Origin of the sequence: Pseudomonas sp. BW16M2, from assembly GCF_014268865.1 — a bacterium.
Lineage (GTDB): Bacteria > Pseudomonadota > Gammaproteobacteria > Pseudomonadales > Pseudomonadaceae > Aquipseudomonas > Aquipseudomonas peradeniyensis.
In genome coordinates, this window is the sequence record NZ_JABWRI010000004.1 from 227,027 (window position 1) to 245,237 (window position 18,211).

Sequence of the window (18,211 nt, forward strand, 5' to 3'; positions counted from 1 at the left end):
TCTCTGAAACCAGGCGGATGAGGCGCTGATGATCGAGTGGGTGATGTATATCGTGCTGGGGGCCGCGCTCGGCACCTTGGGTGGGCTGTTTGGCATCGGCGGCGGATTGATCGCCATTCCGGCGTTGGGCGTGCTGTTCGGCCTTGACCAGCAGTTGGCCCAGGGCACCGCCCTGGTGATGGTGGTGCCCAACGTGCTGCTGGCGCTGTGGCGCTACCACCAGCGTAACCGCATCGAACTGCGCCACGCCGTGCCGTTGTCGCTGTGCAGCTTCGTGTTCGCCTGGCTGGGGTCGATCTGGGCGGTGGGCATCGATGCCCAGTCGATGCGCCTGTACTTCGTCGGTTTCCTGGTGGCGCTGGCGATCTGGAACGTGGCGCGGATGTTCCTGCCGGTGCGGCCGCCGAGCAACCAGCTGCGTTATCCGTGGCCCTGGCTGGGCGTGCTGGGCAGCTTCGCCGGTACCATGGGCGGGCTGTTCGGCGTGGGCGGGGCGGTGGTCGCCACGCCGATACTGACCTCGGTGTTCGGCACTACCCAGGTGATGGCCCAGGGGCTGTCGCTGGCATTGGCGGCACCTAGCACCATGGTGACGCTGTTGACCTACGGGGTGCACCAGAGTGTCGACTGGAGCATCGGGATTCCGCTGGCGGTGGGTGGGTTGCTGAGCATCAGCTGGGGGGTGAAGCTGGCCCATGCGTTGCCGGAGAAGGTATTGCGCACGCTGTTCTGCGGTTTTTTGGTGGTGTGTGCGGTGATGCTTGGGTTCGAGCTCTAGCGAGCCGGGGCCGCGTTGCGGCCCATCGCGGGACAAGCCCGCTCCTACACGGGGCGGGCGGGATGCTTATTTGAACCCTTCGACGATGTACTCGGCCATGCAGTCGGTGATCGGCGAATGCTGCTGGTCGTTGCGCAGCAGCATCACATTGGCCATGTGCAACTGCGGCAGGCCGTCGTCCGCGCCGAGGATGCGCAGGTCGCCGCCGATCAGGCTCTGCAGCTGCGCGGTCACCGCCAGCCCGGCATGCACGATGGCGAAGATCGCCGCCAGGCTCGGGCTGGTATAGGCAATGCGGTACTCGATGCCCTGGCGCTCCAGGGCGTTGCAGGTCCAGGCGCGACAGAAGCAGTCGGTGTTGAACAGCGCCAGCGGCATCGGCCGCTGCTCGTGGGGGCAGAAGCCCTTGGCCGCGGCCCACACCAGGCGCTCCTGGCGCAGCAACTGGCCAACTTCGTTGCCTGGCTCGCGGGTGACGATGGTCAGGTCCAGGTCCTGGCGCAGCATCAGTTGCTTGGACGAGTCGCAGTGCACCTCGACATGGATCAGCGGGTACGCCTGGGCGAAGCGGGTGAGGATGCCCGGCAGGTAGCGCATGGCGTAGTCGTCCGGGGTGCCGATGCGCACCACGCCGACCATGTGCGGCATGCGCAGGGTGTTGAACACCTCGCCGTGCAGCTTGAGGATGCGCCGGGCATAGCCCAGCAGGACCTGACCCTCGGCGGTGAGGCGCACCTGGCGGCCGTCGCGCTCGAACAGCTGGCGCTGCAGGATGTCCTCTTCCAGGCGCTTCATCTGCATGCTCACCGCCGACTGGGTGCGGTTGACCACCTCGCCGGCGCGGGTGAAGCCGCCTTGCTCGGCGATGGCGACGAAGGTGCGCAGCACGTCCGCGTCGAGACTCTGATACTGGGACATGGCATCAATCTCCGAGATGCATGACATCAGAAACATTCGTTGGATTGATCTTAGGCCTGGGAAGAGACTGGAGCCATCCACAAGGAGGGCGTCAAGATGAAAGGTCATTTCAACGTTGCTCACCAGCCTGGGTCTACCCTCGGCCACCTGTTGCACGATGCCGGCGGGCGGCTGCTGCGCTGGTACGAGCTGCACCGCCAGCGCGACGAACTGGCGCGCCTGAGCGATGCCACGCTGCACGACCTGGGGTTGTCGCGGGCCGATATCCAGCAGGAGGCCGACCGGCATTTCTGGGAGGATCCGCTGCGTAAATGAAGAGGGCTACAATCGCGGGACAAGACCGCTTCCACAGCCGTGCGTGGGAGCGGGCTTGCCCCGCGATTGCGTCTTTACTGTCTGAACATCAGACGGAGCCCACCTCATGTCCCTCAGCCTGTCCATTTCCCAGGCCCGCCGCCTGGCCTTGTCCGCCCAGGGCTTCGGCAAGTCGCCCGGCGGCCCGCCGACCCTCGCCAGCCTCACGCGCATGTTCCAGCGCCTGGGCGTGGTGCAGATCGACTCGGTCAATGCCCTGGTGCGCTCCCACTACCTGCCGCTGTTCTCGCGCCTGGGCGACTACCCGCACGACCTGCTGGACCAGCTCGCCTGGGGTCGGCGTCGCCAGCGCCGATTGTTCGAATATTGGGGCCATGAAGCATCGCTGCTGCCGCTGGCGTTGTACCCGCTGATGCGCTGGCGCATGGCCCACGCCGCCGACGGCAAGGGCATCTACCGGCAACTGGCCGCGTTCGGCCGCGAGCGGCGCGAGGTGATCGAGCGGGTACTGGCGGCGGTGCGCGACCAGGGCGCGTTGGGCGCGGGCAGCCTGTCCACCCGCGAGGAGCGCGCCGGCCCCTGGTGGGACTGGAGCGAAGAAAAGCACGCGCTGGAATGGCTGTTCGCCGCCGGCGAGGTCACCGTGGCCGGGCGTCGCGGTTTCGAGCGCCTGTACGACCTGCCCGAGCGGGTGCTGCCGGCGGCCATCCTCGATCAGGCCCGGCCCAGTGAGGCCGAAGCGCACCAGGGCTTGCTGCTGCACGCCGCTGTTGCCCTGGGCGTGGCCACCGAACAGGACCTTCGCGATTACTTTCGCCTCTCGCCGCAGCAGAGCAAGGCCGCCCTGGCGGTATTGGTCGAGGACGGGCGCCTGCAGGCCTGTACCGTGCAGGGCTGGAAACAACCGGCCTATGTCGCGGGGGTGCCACGGATTCCCCGGCGCATCGAAGCCAGCGCCTTGCTCTCGCCGTTCGATTCGCTGGTCTGGGCGCGTGAGCGTACCGAGCGTCTGTTCGATTTTCGATACCGCCTGGAGATCTATACCCCGGCGCACAAGCGTGTGTACGGTTACTACGTGCTGCCGTTCCTTTATCGGGAGCGCATTGCCGCGCGGGTGGACCTGCGCGCCGAACGCGCCCACGGACGGTTGGCGGTGCATGCAGTGCACGAGGAACCGGCAGGGCTGGACGGGGAAGGGTATCTGGCGCTGGCGGCCAACTTGCAGCGGCTAGCCGCCTGGCTGGGGCTGGAGAGGGTGCAGCTCAACTGCCCCCGCGCCGAGGGCAGCCGGCTGCGTCAGGCATTGCTCAGCGGCGTACCTGCTTGAGGGTTTCGGCGATCAGGAACGCCAGCTCCAGCGACTGGTCAGCGTTCATCCGCGGGTCGCAGTGAGTGTGGTAGCGGTCGGACAGGGCGTCCTCGGTGATCGGCCGGGCGCCGCCGATGCACTCGGTGACGTTCTGCCCGGTCATCTCGATATGGATGCCGCCGGCGTGGCTGCCCTCGGCCTGGTGCACCTGGAAGAACTGCTTGACCTCGTCGAGGATCTGCGCGAAATCGCGGGTCTTGTAGCCGCTGCTGGCTTTGATAGTGTTGCCGTGCATCGGGTCGGAGCTCCACAGCACCTGGCGGCCCTCGCGCTGCACAGTGCGGATCAGCCCCGGCAGGTGGTCGCCTACCTTGCCGGCGCCCATGCGCACGATCAGGTTCAGGCGGCCCGGGTCGTTGTCCGGGTTGAGCACGTCGATCAGGCGGATCAGCTCCTCGGGATTCATGCTCGGGCCGACCTTGACCCCGATCGGGTTGTGCACGCCGCGCAGGAACTCGACATGGGCGCCATCGAGCTGGCGCGTGCGGTCGCCGATCCACAGCATGTGCGCCGAGCAGTCGTAGTAGTCGCCGGTCAGGCTGTCACTGCGCACGAAGGCTTCCTCGTAGTTGAGCAGCAACGCTTCGTGGGCGGTGAAGAAGCTGGTTTCACGCAGTTGCGGCGCGGTATCCAGGCCACAGGCGCGCATGAAGGCCAGGGTCTCGTCGATACGGTTGGCCAGTTGGTGGTACTTGTCGGCCAGCGCCGAGTTGGCGATGAAGTCCAGGTTCCACTTGTGCACCTGGTGCAGGTCGGCGAAGCCGCCCTGGGCGAAGGCGCGCAGCAGGTTGAGGCTGGCGGTGGCCTGGTGATAGGCCTGCAGCAGGCGCTCCGGGTCGGGGACGCGGCTTTTTTCGTCGAAGCCGATGCCGTTGACGATGTCGCCACGGTAGGCGGGCAGGGTGATGTCGCCGATGGTCTCGTCATTGGCCGAGCGCGGCTTGGCGAACTGGCCGGCCATGCGCCCGACCTTGACCACCGGGCAGCCGGCGGCGAAGGTCATGACGATGGCCATCTGCAGCAGCACCTTGAAGGTGTCGCGGATCTTCGCCGCGGAGAACTCGGCGAAGCTCTCGGCGCAGTCGCCGCCCTGCAGCAGGAACGCCCGACCCTGGGTCACTTCGGCGAACTGCCGGCGCAGCTCGCGAGCTTCGCCGGCGAACACCAGCGGCGGGTAGCTGGCCAGCGTCTGCTCCACCTTCAGCAGGTGCGCGGCGTCGGGGTAGATCGGTTGCTGCTGGATCGGCAGGGCGCGCCAGCTGTCAGGGGTCCATTGTCGGGTCATTGCAAGCTCTATCCATAAGTGTCGTTAAGGCCTGCCAGCCATGGTACGCCCGGGTGTGCTTGTTGCACCACCGGCATTGGCGGACAATGGGCGTTTTGCGCGGGCAGGTGGTAAGGATGGCGACGGAGCGGGAAGAGCGGCTGCTGGCACGGGTCGAGGACGCCTTTGGCGTCATCAGCGTGTACGAGGTGGATGACTATCGCTTCCTCGAGTTCGGCGACGCCATCGAGCAGAGCTGCACCTTCACCGCCGATCCGAGCTGGTTGGAGTACGACTACACCCGCGCCATGCTGGTCGGCGCGCTGTGTCACGCGCAGCCGGAGAGCGCGCTGTTCCTCGGCCTTGGCGCCGGCACCCTGACCCAGGCGTGCCTGAAGTTCCTGCCGCTGGAGGATGTCGAGGCCATCGAGCTGCGCCCCGACGTGCCGCGCCTGGCCATGGAGTACATGGGCCTGGACGATGACCCGCGGCTGTATGTGCGGGTGGGCGACGCCCTTGAGCTGCTACCCAGCGCGGAGAAGGCCGACCTGCTGTTCGTTGACCTTTATACCGACTATGGCCCCGGCGTCGGCCACCTGGCCTGGGGCTTCCTGGAAAACTGCCAGAAGCAGCTGAACCCCGATGGCTGGCTGGTGATCAACCAGTGGGCAGGGGACGACGGCAAGCCGCTGGGCGCGGCCTTGTTGCGTGGTTTGTATCACCGCCATTACTGGGAGCTGCCGGTGAAGGAGGGCAACGTGATCCTGCTGGTGCCGGCGGACCTGGAGCAGACGCTGGATATCGATGCCGTGCGGGCACGGGCCGAAGCTTTGGCGCCGCGTCTGGGCTATTCGCTGGAATACCTGATCAAGGAAATCCGCCCGGCGACCTGATGAGCCGCCCAACGCGATCCCTGTGGGAGCGGCCTCGTGTCGCGAAAGGGCCGCAGCGCGGCCCCGGGATATGTGCCCACCTCAAGATCGCCGGGGCCGCCTTGCGGCCCTTTCGCGACACAAGGCCGCTCCCACAGGGGATAGTTTCCCTGCGCGACAGCGTAGCCCGAAGGGCTGGGCGATCTTCTACAGGGAAACGATTCAGCCTGGATCCAATGTGGGTCTTGGCCGTCGAAATATTTCTCACAATTCACGGCTATTTCGGGTATAGTACGCGCCGGTCTTTTAGCGGACCTCAAAATCAGGTGGTGCAAATCCTCCGAATCCAGCTTCGGCTGCGCGTCCGCTAGGCGGACCTTCCCAAGACGTTCCTATTTCAATCGTTTTCGCAAATCCCCGCCGCCAAAGCTGCCTGGGTGACCGTTTGGTCTTTCAAGGCATGTGCAGCTTTGGAGCATGGGTCTTTGCGGATGCACCTAGAGGCAGACCCATGACCCAGGAAACCGGCGGATTCGCCGCTCTCGAACTCAATCCGAACATCGTTGCTGCCGTCCTGGCCACCGGCTATGAAGAGCCGTCGGCCATCCAGCAACAGTCGATCCCGATCATCCTCGCCGGTCACGACATGATCGGCCAGGCGCAGACTGGCACCGGCAAGACCGCTGCCTTCGCCCTGCCGATCCTCAACAAGATCGACGTGAGCAAGCGCGAACCGCAAGCCCTGATCCTGGCGCCAACCCGTGAGTTGGCGCTGCAAGTAGCCACCGCTTTCGAAACCTACGCCAAGCAGATGCCGGGCGTTAACGTGGTGGCCGTGTACGGTGGTGCCCCGATGGGCCCACAGCTGCGTGCCATTCGCAATGGCGCACAGATCGTCGTCGCCACCCCGGGCCGCCTGTGCGACCACCTGCGTCGCGACGAGAAAGTCCTGTCCACCGTCCAGTACCTGGTACTCGACGAAGCCGACGAGATGCTCAAGCTGGGCTTCATGGATGACCTCGAAGTGATCTTCGACGCCATCCCTGCCACCCGCCAGACCGTGCTGTTCTCCGCCACCCTGCCGGCCTCGATCCGTGCCATCGCCGAGCGCCACCTGCGCGAGCCGAAGCACGTCAAGATCCAGAGCAAGACCCAGACCGTGACCGCGATCGAGCAGGCCCACCTGATGGTCCACGCCGACCAGAAGATCCCGGCCGTGCTGCGCCTGCTGGAAGTGGAAGAGTTCGACGCGCTGATCGCCTTCGTGCGTACCAAGCAAGCCACCCTGGACCTGGCCGCCGCCCTGGAAGCCAAAGGCTACAAGGCTGCCGCGCTGAACGGTGACATCGCCCAGAACCAGCGTGAGCGCGTGATCGACTCGCTCAAGGACGGCCGCCTGGACATCGTCGTCGCCACCGACGTCGCTGCCCGTGGCCTGGACGTACCGCGCATCACCCACGTGTTCAACGTCGACATGCCGTACGACCCGGAGTCCTACGTGCACCGTATCGGCCGTACCGGCCGTGCCGGTCGCGATGGTCGTGCGCTGCTGCTGGTCACCCCGCGTGAGCGCCGCATGCTGCAGGTGATCGAGCGTGTCACCGGTCAGAAAGTCGCCGAAGCCCGCCTGCCTAACCCGCAAGCCGTGCTGGATGCACGCATCAAGAAACTGACCAAGAGCCTGGCGCCGCTGGTGGCCGAGTCCGAGGCCAGCCACGGCGAGCTGTTCGACCGCCTGACCGCCGACCTGGGCTGCACCCCGCGTGCCCTGGCCGCGGCCCTGCTGCGCAAGGCCACCAATGGCCAGGCGCTGGACCTGGCTTCGGTGGAGCGCGAGCAGCCGCTGGTGCCGACCTACACCCCGCGTGAGCGTGGTGAGCGTACCGAGCGCGGCGAGCGTCCGGACCGTGGTGACCGCGAGCGCCGCGCGCCGATGCCGCTGGCTGAAGGCCGCGTGCGTTGCCGTACCGCCCTGGGTGCCCGTGACGGCATCGCCGCCAAGAACCTGCTGGGCGCGATCCTCAACGAGGGTGGCCTGGCGCGTGACGCCATCGGTCGTATCCAGGTGCGTGACAGCTTCAGCCTGGTCGAGCTGCCGGAGGACGGCCTCGAGCGCCTGCTGACCAAGCTCAAGGACACCCGCGTGGCCGGCAAGCAGCTGAAGCTGCGTCGCTACCGCGAAGACTGATCCTAGTGCTGCAATAAAAAATCCCCGGCCTTTTGGTCGGGGATTTTTTTTGCCTGACGCTCAGCCGACCCCGATCCCTGTAGGAGCGGCCTCGTGCCGCGAAAGGGGCGCAACGCGCCCCCGGCGTACGTCAGTCGAACCGATAGATATCCATCCCCAACGCCCCCAGCGTAAACCCCTGGTGCACGATGCCAAACCGCCCGCCAGCCCCCATGGCGAAGAACAGCGGCAACAGATGCTCATCACTAGGATGATTGCGCACAGCAAACGGTGCCTGCCGCCGATAATCCACAAGCGCCGTCTCATCTCCGGCACTCAACCGATCCACCACCCAATCACGAAACGCCAGCGCCCAGGGCTCGACCGCATCCGGCCCGGCATGCCAGTCAAGCTCGCCCAGGTTATGGGTGATGCTGCCCGAGCCGACCAGCAGGATGCCTTCCTCGCGCAGTGCCGACAGCGCCCGGCCAACCTTCAGTTGCAGATCAGGACCGGCCTGGCTGGGCAGCGACACCTGAACCACCGGAATATCTGCCTCGGGATACATCAGTGACAGCGGCACCCAGGCACCATGGTCGAAGGGCCGCTGCCCATCCAGCCGGGCCCCGAGAAGTTCGGACAGCCGCCTGGCCAGCGCCGGCTCGCCGGGCGCCGGGTACTGCACCGCATACAGCGCTGGCGGAAAACCATGGAAGTCATGCCAGGTCGGCGGCTGCGGGTTGCTCATCACCAGCAGTTCGCGGCTCTCCCAGTGCGCCGACACCACCACGATCGCCTTCGGCCGGGGCAGTGCGCGCGCCAGCGCGGCCAGGGCCGGGCCGCTGGCGCCGGGTTGCAGGGCGAGCATGGGCGATCCATGGGAGATGAACAGGCTGGGCAGCATGGCGGGGTCCTGGCAGGTAAGATGCTGCCATCTTCGATCAGCCTTCGATCGAGATCCAATATAAGTTTTCACAGGCTTTTATCGAAAAACCGGGAGGAATCATGGAGCCAGCGTTCTGGCACAAACGGTGGGCGGACAACCAGATCGGCTTTCACCAACCGCAGGTGAACCCGTACCTGCAGGCGCACTGGCCGACGTTGGGGCTGGTCCAGGGCGCGCGGGTGCTGGTGCCGCTGTGTGGCAAGAGCCTGGACCTGCTCTGGCTGGCTGCCCAGGGCCATCGGGTGTTGGGGGTGGAGCTGTCGCGCAGGGCAGTGGCGGACTTCTTCACCGAACATGGTTTGGTGGCGCAAATTTCTCGGCACGGTGCCTTCGAGGTGTGGCGCAGCGACGAGGTGGAGCTGTGGTGCGGGGATGTGTTCGCTTTGCGCGCCGAGGATCTGGCGGAGTGCGCGGGGATGTATGACCGGGCGGCGTTGATCGCCTTGCCGCTGGCGATGCGCGAGCGCTACATGGCGTTGTTGGGTGAGCGGTTGCCGGCGGCCTGTCGGGGGCTGCTGGTGACCCTGGATTACGACCAGGGCTTGATCGACGGGCCGCCGTTCTCGGTGCCGGACGCCGAAGTGCGGGCAGGGTTTGCCGGGTGGCGGGTCGACGAGGTCGAGGCGCGGGAGATCCTCGACGAGAGTCCGAAGTTTCTCACAGCTGGTGTCGAAAGTTTGGTTGAGCGAGTCTACAACGTTCGGCGTTGAAGCCATCGCGGGGCAAGCCCGCTCCCACGCCTGCACCAAACGGGCTGGCGTGGGAGCGGGCTTGCCCCGCGATGAGGCCGGTACCGGCAATGAAAAAGGGCGACCGAAGTCGCCCTTTCTTGTTGCTGCCAGGATCAGCCGCGACGGCGCAGCGCGTCGATGCGGTCTTCCAGCGGCGGGTGGCTCATCAGCAGGCCGGCCAGGCCATGCTTGAGGCCGCCATTGATGCCGAAGGCCTTCATGGTGTCGGGCATGTGCACTGGCAGGCCCTGTTCCGAGCGCAGGCGCTGCAGTGCGCCGATCATCGCGCCGGTACCGGCCAGGTGGGCGCCGGCTTCGTCGGCGCGGAACTCGCGGCGACGCGAATACCACATGACGATGATGCTGGCGAGGATACCCAGTACCAGTTCGGCGACGATGGTCGCGATGAAGTAGGCGATGCCGTGGCCTTCTTCGTTCTTGAAGATCACCCGATCGACGAAGTTGCCGATGATACGGGCGAAGAACATCACGAAGGTGTTCACTACGCCCTGCACCAGCGCCATGGTGACCATGTCGCCGTTGGCCACGTGGCCGATCTCGTGGGCCAGCACCGCACGCACCTCATCGGGCGAGAAGCGCTCCAGCAGGCCCTGGGAGACGGCAACCAGCGCGTCGTTGCGGTTCCAGCCGGTGGCGAAGGCGTTGGCCTCGTAGGCCGGGAAGATACCCACCTCGGGCATCTTGATGCCGGCCTCGCGGGACAGCTCCTCGACGGTCTGCAGCAGCCACTGTTCGTGGCGGGTGCGGGGCTGGGTGATGATCTGGGTGCCGGTGGTCATCTTCGCCATCCACTTGGAGATGAACAGCGAGACGAGCGAGCCAGCGAAACCGAACACGGCGCAGAAGACCAGCAGCTGGCCGAGGTTGAGGTCAACCCCGTTGGCCGCCATGAACCCGTTGAAGCCGAACAGGCTCAGGGTAATGCTTGCAACCAGCACCACCGCGAGGTTGGTGGCTACAAACAACAGAATGCGCATCATGGTTGTTACGTTCTCCTGACGGATAAGTTCGTTGCGTACTGCGGGGTATATAAGGGGGAGGGCGCGGCTATTCAACCGGGCGACTATTTCAAACTGTGTACGCGAGGAGTATGGCAGAGGATGCCGGGCGTACCGTGGGATAGAGCGTTGCAGGATGTAAGGCAAAAGCATCGCGGGGCAAGCCCGCTCCCACGCCAGCTAGCGTGGGAGCGGGCTTGCCCCGCGATGACGGTATCGCTTACTGCGAATAAGTGCGCAGGAAGTTACCGATCCGGCCAATGGCCTGTTCCAGGTCATCCACCCGCGGCAGCGTCACCACGCGGAAGTGGTCCGGCCATGGCCAGTTGAACGCCGTGCCCTGGACGATCAGCAGCTTTTCCGACAGCAGCAGGTCGAGCACGAACTTCTCGTCGTTGAAGATCGGGCAGACCTTCGGGTCGATCTTCGGGAACGCGTACAACGCGCCCATCGGCTTGACGCAGCTCACCCCGGGGATGGCATTGAGCAGCTCGTAGGTGCGGTTGCGCTGCTCCAGCAGGCGGCCCGGCGGCAGCACCAGGTCGTTGATGCTCTGGTAGCCGCCCAGGGCGGTCTGGATCGCGTGCTGGGCCGGCACGTTGGCGCACAGGCGCATGTTGGCCAGCATGTCGATGCCTTCGATGTAGCTCTGGGCGTGGTGCTTGGGCCCGGAGATGATCAGCCAGCCGGAGCGGAAGCCCGCCACCCGGTACGACTTGGACAGGCCGTTAAAGGTCAGGCACAGCAGGTCCGGGGCCAGCGACGCGGTGCTGATGTGCACGGCCTCGTCGTAGAGGATCTTGTCGTAGATCTCGTCGGAGAACACCACCAGGTTGTGCTGGCGCGCCAGTTCCAGCATGCCCAGCAGCAGCTCTTTCGAGTAGACCGCGCCCGTCGGGTTGTTCGGGTTGATGATCACCAGGGCCTTGGTGTTCGGGGTGATCTTGGCCTTGATGTCGTCCAGGTCCGGGAACCAGTCGGCCTGCTCGTCGCACAGGTAGTGCACCGGCTTGCCGCCGGCCAGGCTCACCGCGGCGGTCCACAGCGGGTAGTCGGGGGCCGGGATCAGCACCTCGTCGCCGTTGTTGAGCAGCGCTTGCATCGACATCACGATCAGCTCGGAGACACCGTTGCCGAGGTAGATGTCCTCGATGGTGACGCCTTCGATTTCCTTCTGCTGGCAGTACTGCATCACCGCCTTGCGCGCGCTGAACAGACCCTTGGAGTCGCTGTAGCCCTGGGCGGTGGGCAGGTTGCGGATCACGTCCTGGAGGATCTCGTCCGGCGCCTCGAAACCAAACGGCGCCGGGTTGCCGATGTTCAGCTTGAGGATGCGGTGGCCTTCCTCTTCCAGGCGTTTGGCGTGCTTGAGCACTGGGCCGCGAATGTCGTAGCAGACATTGGCGAGCTTGTTCGATTTGCTGAACTGCATGATGAGATCCCGAGTGAGAATACGCGCCGCCCTTGCTCGAAAGGTTTGAAAGGGCGGGAAGCGGGTGCCAGACTGGCTGCCTTGCACACGAAGCCAACTAATATACGTGCCACCCGCGCCAGGGAAAAGCCGGTGCGAGGTGAAAATCAGCCTGCCGAGGTCCCACCATGCAAAAGATCGACAAAACCCTGGACGAATGGCGCGCCATGCTCGATCCGGCCCAGTACCAGGTGTGCCGGCTCAAGGGCACCGAGCGGCCGTTCAGCGGCAAGTACAACAGCGAGCGCCGCGACGGCATCTACCACTGCATCTGCTGTGACCTGCCGCTGTTCGACGCCAAGACCAAGTTCGATTCCGGTTGCGGCTGGCCGAGCTTCTACGCGCCGATCGAGGAGGCCGCGATGATCGAGATCCGCGACACTTCCCACGGCATGATCCGCACCGAAGTCACCTGCGCCCAGTGCGACGCCCACCTGGGTCATGTATTTCCCGACGGCCCGCCGCCGACCGGGCTACGCTACTGCATCAACTCGGTGTGCCTGGACCTCAAGCCACGCGATTGACGGAGAGCGAACATGGCCGATGCGCTGCTGGACATTCCCTGCGTCACCCTCGGTGGCGAACAGAAAGTGCTGGGCGACTTCGCCGGCAAGGCGCTGCTGGTGGTCAACACCGCCAGCCAGTGCGGTTTCACCCCGCAGTACAAGGGCCTCGAACGCCTGTGGCAGGACTACCGCGACCAGGGCCTGGTGGTGCTGGGCTTCCCCTGCAACCAGTTCGGCAAGCAGGAGCCGGGCGACGCCCGCGAGATCGCGCAGTTCTGCGAGCTCAACTTCGGCGTGAGTTTCCCGCTGTTTCGCAAGATCGAGGTCAACGGTCCCGGTGCCCATCCGCTGTTCGCCGAGCTCAAGCGCCGCGCGCCGGGCGTGCTGGGCACGCAAAAGATCAAGTGGAACTTCACCAAGTTCCTGGTCGACCCACGCACCGGCAAGGTCAGCCGCTTTGCCCCGACCACCAAGCCCGAGGCACTGAAATCGGCGATCGAGCCGCTGCTCAACCGCTGACCGGCACCCAGTGCTCGATCAGCGCCAGCAGCTCCTCGCGGCGGAACGGCTTGGCCAGGTAGTCGTTCATGCCCGCGGCGCGGCAGCGCTCGCGCTCCTCGGGCATGGCGTTGGCGGTCAGCGCGACGATCGGCAACTCCGGCCAGCGGCTGCTCTGGCGAATGCGCCGGCTGGCCTCGTAGCCATCCATCACCGGCATGTTGCAGTCCATCAGCACCAGGTCGAAGCTGCCTTGCTCCAGGCAGTCCAGGGCCTCCTGGCCGTGGGCGGCCACCTGCACCTGACAGCCGAGCTTGGCCAGCATGCCCTTGGCCACCAGCTGGTTCACCGGGTTGTCCTCCACCAGCAGGATGCGCGCCCTGAGCTCGCGCGAGGCCGGCACCTCGTGGGGTAGGGGCGCGTTGGGCTCGCCCTGCAAGGTGCGGCGCAGGGTCTGGTACAAGGCATTGCGTGCCAGGGGGCGGGCCAGTTGCTGCAAGGGCGCCAGTTGCTCGGCCTGCTCGGTGGGCAGGAAGTTGCCGTAGGCGGTCACCAGCAGGATCGGCGCCTCGATGGCCGGGCGCAGGTCGAGCACGTGGTCCAGGTCATCGGTAATCAGCAGGTCGACGGCCGTGCCGGCCAGGTCCTTGGCATCCTCATGACGCACGTATTCCAGCCCCCAGCGCGGCAACAGCCCCGCCAGCAGCTCGGCCAGGCCACTGCCGGGGTTGCCCAGGGCCACCACCCGCCCGTTCAATGGCGCCGGCGGAATCGCCTCGGTGTGCGCCGGTAGCGGCAGGTCGGCGCTGAAGCGGCTGCCGAAGCCGGTTTCGGACTGGATATGCAGATGCCCCTGCATGGCCTGGCACAGGTTGCGGGTCAGGGCCAGGCCCAGGCCGGTGCCGCCGTACTGGCGAGTGATGCCGGCGCCGGCCTGGGTGAACGGCTGGAAGATCCGCGCCTGGGCTTCCTCGGGGATGCCGATGCCGGTGTCGCTCACCTCCAGGCGGATGCCGCCGACGATGCTGCTCAGGCGCACGTCGACGCGGCCGAAACGGGTGAACTTGAGGGCGTTGGACAGCAGGTTGCTGACGATCTGCCGCACCCGGGTCGGGTCGCCCAGCACCGTGCTGGGGAAGTCCGGGGCGACCAGGCAGGTCAGTTCGACGCTGGGCGCGGCATTTTGCGACAGCAGGTTGGCGGTGTCTTCGACCATGGCGCCGAGGTCGAACGGAATGCGTTCGAGCTCCAGCTGGCCGGCGTCGAACTTGGACAGGTCGAGGATATCGTTGAGCAGTTCCACCAGCACCTTGCCCGAGTCGTGGGCGATAGACAACTGCTGGCGCTGCTCGGGCGCCAGGCCACTGTCCAGGGCCAGGGCGATCATGCCCAGCATGCCGTTGAGCGGGGTGCGGATCTCGTGGCTCATGTTGGCCAGGAAGGCAGCGCGGGCCTGGGCCATGTCCAGGGCGCGCTGGCGCGCTTCGTCCAGCTCCTGGTTGGACAGGCTCAGGCGGCTGTTGCTGGCCTTGAGCTCGGTGGTGCGCGCCGAGACGATGTCTTCCAGCTCGTTGAGGTACTGGGTCAGGCGGTTCTCGGCGGTGCGCCGTTGCTGGATCTCGGTGGCCATGCTGACGAACTGTTGGTTGGCGACCCGCACCAGCACGCCAATCTCGTCGTTCTCATGGCCCCTGGGGCAATCCACGCGGTTCTGCCTGGGCGTGCGCGCATCGTTGCCGCTGAGCGCGCCGATCACCGTCACCAGCGGCTTGGTCAGCATCAGGTAGAACAGCCCCAGAAGGATGCCGGTAAGCACCAGGCTGCGGGCGAAGCCGTTGACCAGGGTGACCCCGGCCCGATCGAGGAAGCGCGCGCCGAAGGTGTAGGTGTCGACATCCAGGTAGAGGGTGCCGAGGTATTCATCGGGCATGTGGGCGAGGAACAGCCGGTCCTGGAACTGGCGCTGCTCGCCGAACAGGAAGTCCGACAGCGCTCGGTAGCGGCTTTCCATGCTGGGCCGCTGCACGTCGGCCAGCACCGTATCGTTGTTGTCGATCAGCCGCGCGCGGATCAGCGCCGGCGATTTCAACAGGCCGCCGGTCAGCTCCTGGGCCAGTTCCGTGTCGATGTTGTAGGCGATGCGCGAGGCCGTGTCGTGGCTGATCTTCAGCAGTGCCTGAATTTCACGGTTGATGGAGGCGTCTTCGCTGGCATAATCGATGCCGATCTGGATGAGACTGAGCAATGTTCCCAGGATGAAGCCGACCAGGACTGTCAACCGGGCTTGCTTGTATGACAGGCGATTGGTGAACTTGATATCCATGGGTCCCAAGCCGGTTACTTGCTCCGTGCGCTGCGCAAGCATAGCCGATCAGCCCTGGCTGCTGGCGGGTCTGTCTGTTCATTTCAGTTGTTCGTCGATAGTGGGTCGCTGCGCGCCCCCAAAAACTGAAATCAATAGGAGTCGTCATGGACGCCCGTCTCAATGCTTTCCTCGACCGCGCCGAATCGGTCCTCGCCCGCCTCGAACCCTTGCTGCCGGCCCCGCGCCCGGACATCGACTGGACCCGCACCCTGGCCGCCCGCTGGCAACGCGACGGCCGCAGCGGCTACCTGATGCCGCTGGAGGTCAGCCTCGACATCCGCCTGTCCGACCTGATCGGCGTCGACCAGCAGCGTGAACAGCTGGGCCGCAATACCCACCAGTTCATCAACGGCATGCCGGCCAACCACGCCCTGCTGTGGGGCTCGCGCGGCACCGGCAAGTCGTCGCTGGTGCGTGCGCTGCTGGCCGAGCATGCGGGCCAGGGCCTGCGCCTGATCGAAATCGAACGCGACCACCTGGCTGACCTGCCGCGGGTGGTCGAGCAACTGCACAAGCTCGAGCAACGCTTCATCCTGTTCTGCGACGACCTGTCGTTCGAAGCCGGGGAGGGCGACTACCGGGTGCTCAAGAGCGTGCTCGACGGCTCGCTGGAGCAGGCCCCGGACAACGTGCTGCTGTACGCCACCTCCAACCGCCGCCACCTGGTGCCGGAGAAGCAGAGCGACAACGAGAACTGGAAGATGGTCGACGGCGAGCTGCACCCCAACGAGGCGGTGGAGGACAAGATCGCCCTGTCCGACCGCTTCGGCCTGTGGCTGTCGTTCTACCCGTTCAGCCAGGAGCATTTCCTCAACGTGGTCGAGCACTGGATCGGCCAGCTGGCGCGCCCGGCCGGGCTGCAGTGGCAGCGCAGCGAAGCGCTCGACATCCTCGCCGTGCGCTGGGCCACCGGCCGCGGCAACCGTAATGGCCGTTGTGCCTATCAGTTCGCCCGCTACTGGGTCGGGCTGCAATTGCTGGAGCAGAAATAAATGATCGACCTCAACGCCAGTGGCCAAGGCCTCGACGGCTACGACCTGCTGGCCGCGCAAGTGCAGGCGCTGTTCGCCGACGAACGCGACTTCATCGCCAACGCCGCGCAGTTCTCGGCCTTCCTGTACAACCAGGTAGAGGACCTGAACTGGGCGGGCTTCTATATCAATCGCAACGAAGAGCTGGTGCTCGGCCCGTTCCAGGGCCAGGTGGCGTGCGTGCGCATCCCGTTCAGCCGGGGCGTGTGCGGCGCCGCGGCGGCCACCCGCACGACCCAGCGGGTCGAGGACGTGCATGCGTTTCCCGGGCATATCGCCTGTGACAGCGCGTCCAACAGCGAGTTGGTGATCCCGTTGGTCAAGGCCGGCAGGCTGATCGGCGTGCTGGATCTGGACAGCCCGAAGCTGGCGCGTTTCAGTGCGGCCGACCAGGCGGGGCTGGAGCGATTGGTCGAGGTGTTCCTCGAGTTGACCGATTGCTGAAATGAAGAAGGGGCCTGCGAAGGCCCCTTTCTTTATCAAGATCGCTGGGGCTGCTTTGCAGCCCTTTCGCGGCACAAGGCCGCTCCTACAGGCGACCGCGATCCCTGTAGGAGCGGCCTTGCGCCGCGAAAGGGGCGCTACGCGCCCCCAGAATCCCAATCAGTCGTAAATGACCTTCTTCTTCCAGGTCTCATCCTCATCAGTCTTGAGCCCCTGGGTCAGCGCGTTCTGTTCATTCTCCGCCGGCTCCATCTGGTCCAGCACCTGGGCATTGGCCCGGTTCAGCAGTTTCTCAAGGTAAGTCAGCTGCTCTTCATACTGCTTGGGCTCAGGCTGCTTGCGCAGGTACTGCACGCCGCGTTCGAACGCCAGGCGCGCCTGCCCTGGCTGGTTCTGCTGCAGGGCCTGCTGGCCGAGGTTGTTGAAGAACTCGATATGCAGCAGCACCAGGATATGGCGAATCTCCTTGACCCAGTACTTGCCTTCGTTGGTCGCCAGGAAGCCTTCCTGGGTGGCGCGCACGATCTGGTTGTGCAGCAGTTCCAGCAAAAAGCGCACATCCTTGGCCTTGACCTCGGTGTGGATAGGCGAGGGCGGGTTGCTCACCGGGATCCTCTCGCCCTGGCCGATCAGCCCTTCCAGCTCGGCGATGCGCGCCTTGAGGTCGCCACTGTGCTTGTCCAGGGCCAGCTGGCGCTGGTTGAGGTTCAGTTCGAGGCGGGTCAGCAGCAGCTTGAGCGCGGGCGTCATGAACTGCCCAGGGAAGGTCTCGGTGATTTCGCCGCAGCGGCGCAGGCGGTCGGCCAGCTCGACCTTGAGCCGTGCACGCTCGAGCTTGCCGTTCTCGACCACATTGTTGAGGTAGCCGATCACGATCAGCAGCGCGATACCCGCAACGATAAGCAGGGTGATCAGAAGTGGTGTCACCGTTAACGCCTCATGAAGAAGTTTTGCATCTATCGAGAGTGTAGTGAGTCCGCCCGAAAGCGAACAGTGCAGCCTGGCGGAACAGCCTGCGCTCCATTGAATCTGTGGCGGATTCGTGGGAGCGGGCTTGCCCCGCGATGAGGCCCTCAAGCCTTGCCTATATGTATCGGCCCGTAATCCAAAACCTACAGATAGTGGCACATCGCTACGAGCTTGCCGAGCCAACGTCAGAAAAGCAACGCCAATCCCCGGACGCATCCTGCACCACCGCCCATGACGACGGGAAGTCATTGATTTAAATAAATTTCTACAAAGGGGTTGACGACCTTTCAAGGCATCCATAGAATGCGCGCCACTTGCAGCGTAAAGCACACAGCGAAACGCGGCAGGGAGTGAAAGCAAGCAGTACTTCAAAAGGTAGTGCGAGCAGCGTGTCCCCTTCGTCTAGTGGCCTAGGACACCGCCCTTTCACGGCGGTAACAGGGGTTCGAGTCCCCTAGGGGACGCCATATTTGCGGGAATAGCTCAGTTGGTAGAGCACGACCTTGCCAAGGTCGGGGTCGCGAGTTCGAGTCTCGTTTCCCGCTCCA

16 protein-coding genes, 2 tRNA genes and 1 pseudogene are annotated in these 18,211 nt (G+C 65.2%); 12 read left to right on the forward strand and 7 right to left on the reverse strand.

The genetic code is table 11. The features are described 5' to 3' along the window. The first annotated feature begins 28 nt into the window (after positions 1-28). Positions 29-778, forward strand: a complete 750-nt coding sequence (locus tag HU735_RS06425; RefSeq protein ID WP_186712850.1) for a sulfite exporter TauE/SafE family protein — start codon at positions 29-31, stop codon at positions 776-778. Positions 779-844: 66 nt separating this feature from the next. Here HU735_RS06425 and HU735_RS06430 read toward each other — a convergent pair whose 3' ends face one another. Then, positions 845-1,696: a LysR substrate-binding domain-containing protein gene (locus HU735_RS06430; protein WP_028691732.1), complete on the reverse strand. Its 852-nt coding sequence runs from the start codon at positions 1,694-1,696 to the stop codon at positions 845-847. Positions 1,697-1,792: 96 nt separating this feature from the next. Between HU735_RS06430 and HU735_RS06435 the strand changes: the two genes are divergently transcribed. Beyond that, positions 1,793-2,011 (forward strand): DUF1127 domain-containing protein, encoded by a 219-nt coding sequence (locus HU735_RS06435; protein ID WP_028691731.1) that lies wholly within the window; start codon positions 1,793-1,795, stop codon positions 2,009-2,011. A gap of 106 nt (positions 2,012-2,117) precedes the next feature. Continuing rightward, positions 2,118-3,338, forward strand: a complete 1,221-nt coding sequence (locus HU735_RS06440) for a winged helix-turn-helix domain-containing protein (RefSeq protein WP_186712851.1) — start codon at positions 2,118-2,120, stop codon at positions 3,336-3,338. On the opposite strand, the gene HU735_RS06445 is transcribed toward HU735_RS06440, so the two are convergent. Continuing rightward, positions 3,319-4,665 carry a 3-deoxy-7-phosphoheptulonate synthase class II gene (locus tag HU735_RS06445; RefSeq protein ID WP_028691729.1) on the reverse strand — a complete coding sequence of 449 codons (1,347 nt, stop codon included), beginning with the start codon at positions 4,663-4,665 and terminating at the stop codon, positions 3,319-3,321. The two genes, HU735_RS06440 and HU735_RS06445, sit on opposite strands and share 20 nt — an antisense overlap. Before the next feature lie 116 nt (positions 4,666-4,781). Between HU735_RS06445 and HU735_RS06450 the strand changes: the two genes are divergently transcribed. Together HU735_RS06450 and HU735_RS06455 are read left to right on the forward strand one after the other, a co-directional pair. After that, positions 4,782-5,537 carry a spermidine synthase gene (locus HU735_RS06450; protein ID WP_186712852.1) on the forward strand — a complete coding sequence of 252 codons (756 nt, stop codon included), beginning with the start codon at positions 4,782-4,784 and terminating at the stop codon, positions 5,535-5,537. 456 nt (positions 5,538-5,993) lie between these two features. Then, positions 5,994-7,704, forward strand: a pseudogene (locus HU735_RS06455) (DEAD/DEAH box helicase). A gap of 130 nt (positions 7,705-7,834) precedes the next feature. Here HU735_RS06455 and HU735_RS06460 read toward each other — a convergent pair. Beyond that, positions 7,835-8,587 carry a class III extradiol ring-cleavage dioxygenase gene (locus tag HU735_RS06460; RefSeq protein WP_186712853.1) on the reverse strand — a complete coding sequence of 251 codons (753 nt, stop codon included), beginning with the start codon at positions 8,585-8,587 and terminating at the stop codon, positions 7,835-7,837. Positions 8,588-8,688: 101 nt separating this feature from the next. Here HU735_RS06460 and HU735_RS06465 point away from each other — a divergent pair, with 101 nt between their 5' ends. Continuing rightward, positions 8,689-9,339 (forward strand): thiopurine S-methyltransferase, encoded by a 651-nt coding sequence (locus tag HU735_RS06465; RefSeq protein WP_186712854.1) that lies wholly within the window; start codon positions 8,689-8,691, stop codon positions 9,337-9,339. Between the two features lie 134 nt (positions 9,340-9,473). Here HU735_RS06465 and htpX read toward each other — a convergent pair whose 3' ends face one another. Both htpX and HU735_RS06475 read right to left on the reverse strand, forming a co-directional pair. Next, positions 9,474-10,361 (reverse strand): protease HtpX, encoded by an 888-nt coding sequence (htpX, locus tag HU735_RS06470; protein ID WP_038705666.1) that lies wholly within the window; start codon positions 10,359-10,361, stop codon positions 9,474-9,476. A gap of 238 nt (positions 10,362-10,599) precedes the next feature. Further along, positions 10,600-11,811 carry a pyridoxal phosphate-dependent aminotransferase gene (locus HU735_RS06475; RefSeq protein WP_050704677.1) on the reverse strand — a complete coding sequence of 404 codons (1,212 nt, stop codon included), beginning with the start codon at positions 11,809-11,811 and terminating at the stop codon, positions 10,600-10,602. A 167-nt stretch (positions 11,812-11,978) separates the two neighbouring features. On the opposite strand from HU735_RS06475, the gene msrB reads away from it, so the two are divergent. Next, the gene (gene msrB, locus HU735_RS06480) at positions 11,979-12,374 is read left to right on the forward strand and encodes a peptide-methionine (R)-S-oxide reductase MsrB (RefSeq protein ID WP_050704678.1); all 396 of its coding nucleotides are present in this window, start codon (positions 11,979-11,981) and stop codon (positions 12,372-12,374) included. Between the two features lie 12 nt (positions 12,375-12,386). After that, positions 12,387-12,875 (forward strand): glutathione peroxidase, encoded by a 489-nt coding sequence (locus HU735_RS06485; protein ID WP_069017516.1) that lies wholly within the window; start codon positions 12,387-12,389, stop codon positions 12,873-12,875. On the opposite strand, the gene HU735_RS06490 is transcribed toward HU735_RS06485, so the two are convergent. After that, positions 12,865-15,219 carry a response regulator gene (locus HU735_RS06490; protein WP_186712855.1) on the reverse strand — a complete coding sequence of 785 codons (2,355 nt, stop codon included), beginning with the start codon at positions 15,217-15,219 and terminating at the stop codon, positions 12,865-12,867. The two genes, HU735_RS06485 and HU735_RS06490, sit on opposite strands and share 11 nt — an antisense overlap. 104 nt (positions 15,220-15,323) lie before the next feature. Here HU735_RS06490 and HU735_RS06495 point away from each other — a divergent pair, with 104 nt between their 5' ends. After that, the gene (locus HU735_RS06495; protein WP_186712856.1) at positions 15,324-16,211 is read left to right on the forward strand and encodes an ATP-binding protein; all 888 of its coding nucleotides are present in this window, start codon (positions 15,324-15,326) and stop codon (positions 16,209-16,211) included. Beyond that, entirely contained in the window at positions 16,212-16,694 is a 483-nt protein-coding gene (locus HU735_RS06500; RefSeq protein WP_186712857.1) for a GAF domain-containing protein, read from the forward strand. A 159-nt stretch (positions 16,695-16,853) separates the two neighbouring features. Here HU735_RS06500 and HU735_RS06505 read toward each other — a convergent pair whose 3' ends face one another. Next, positions 16,854-17,621 (reverse strand): hypothetical protein, encoded by a 768-nt coding sequence (locus HU735_RS06505; protein WP_186599763.1) that lies wholly within the window; start codon positions 17,619-17,621, stop codon positions 16,854-16,856. A gap of 433 nt (positions 17,622-18,054) precedes the next feature. On the opposite strand from HU735_RS06505, the gene HU735_RS06510 reads away from it, so the two are divergent. Then, positions 18,055-18,130 (forward strand) — tRNA-Glu (locus tag HU735_RS06510). Between the two features lie 5 nt (positions 18,131-18,135). Further along, positions 18,136-18,211 (forward strand) — tRNA-Gly (locus HU735_RS06515).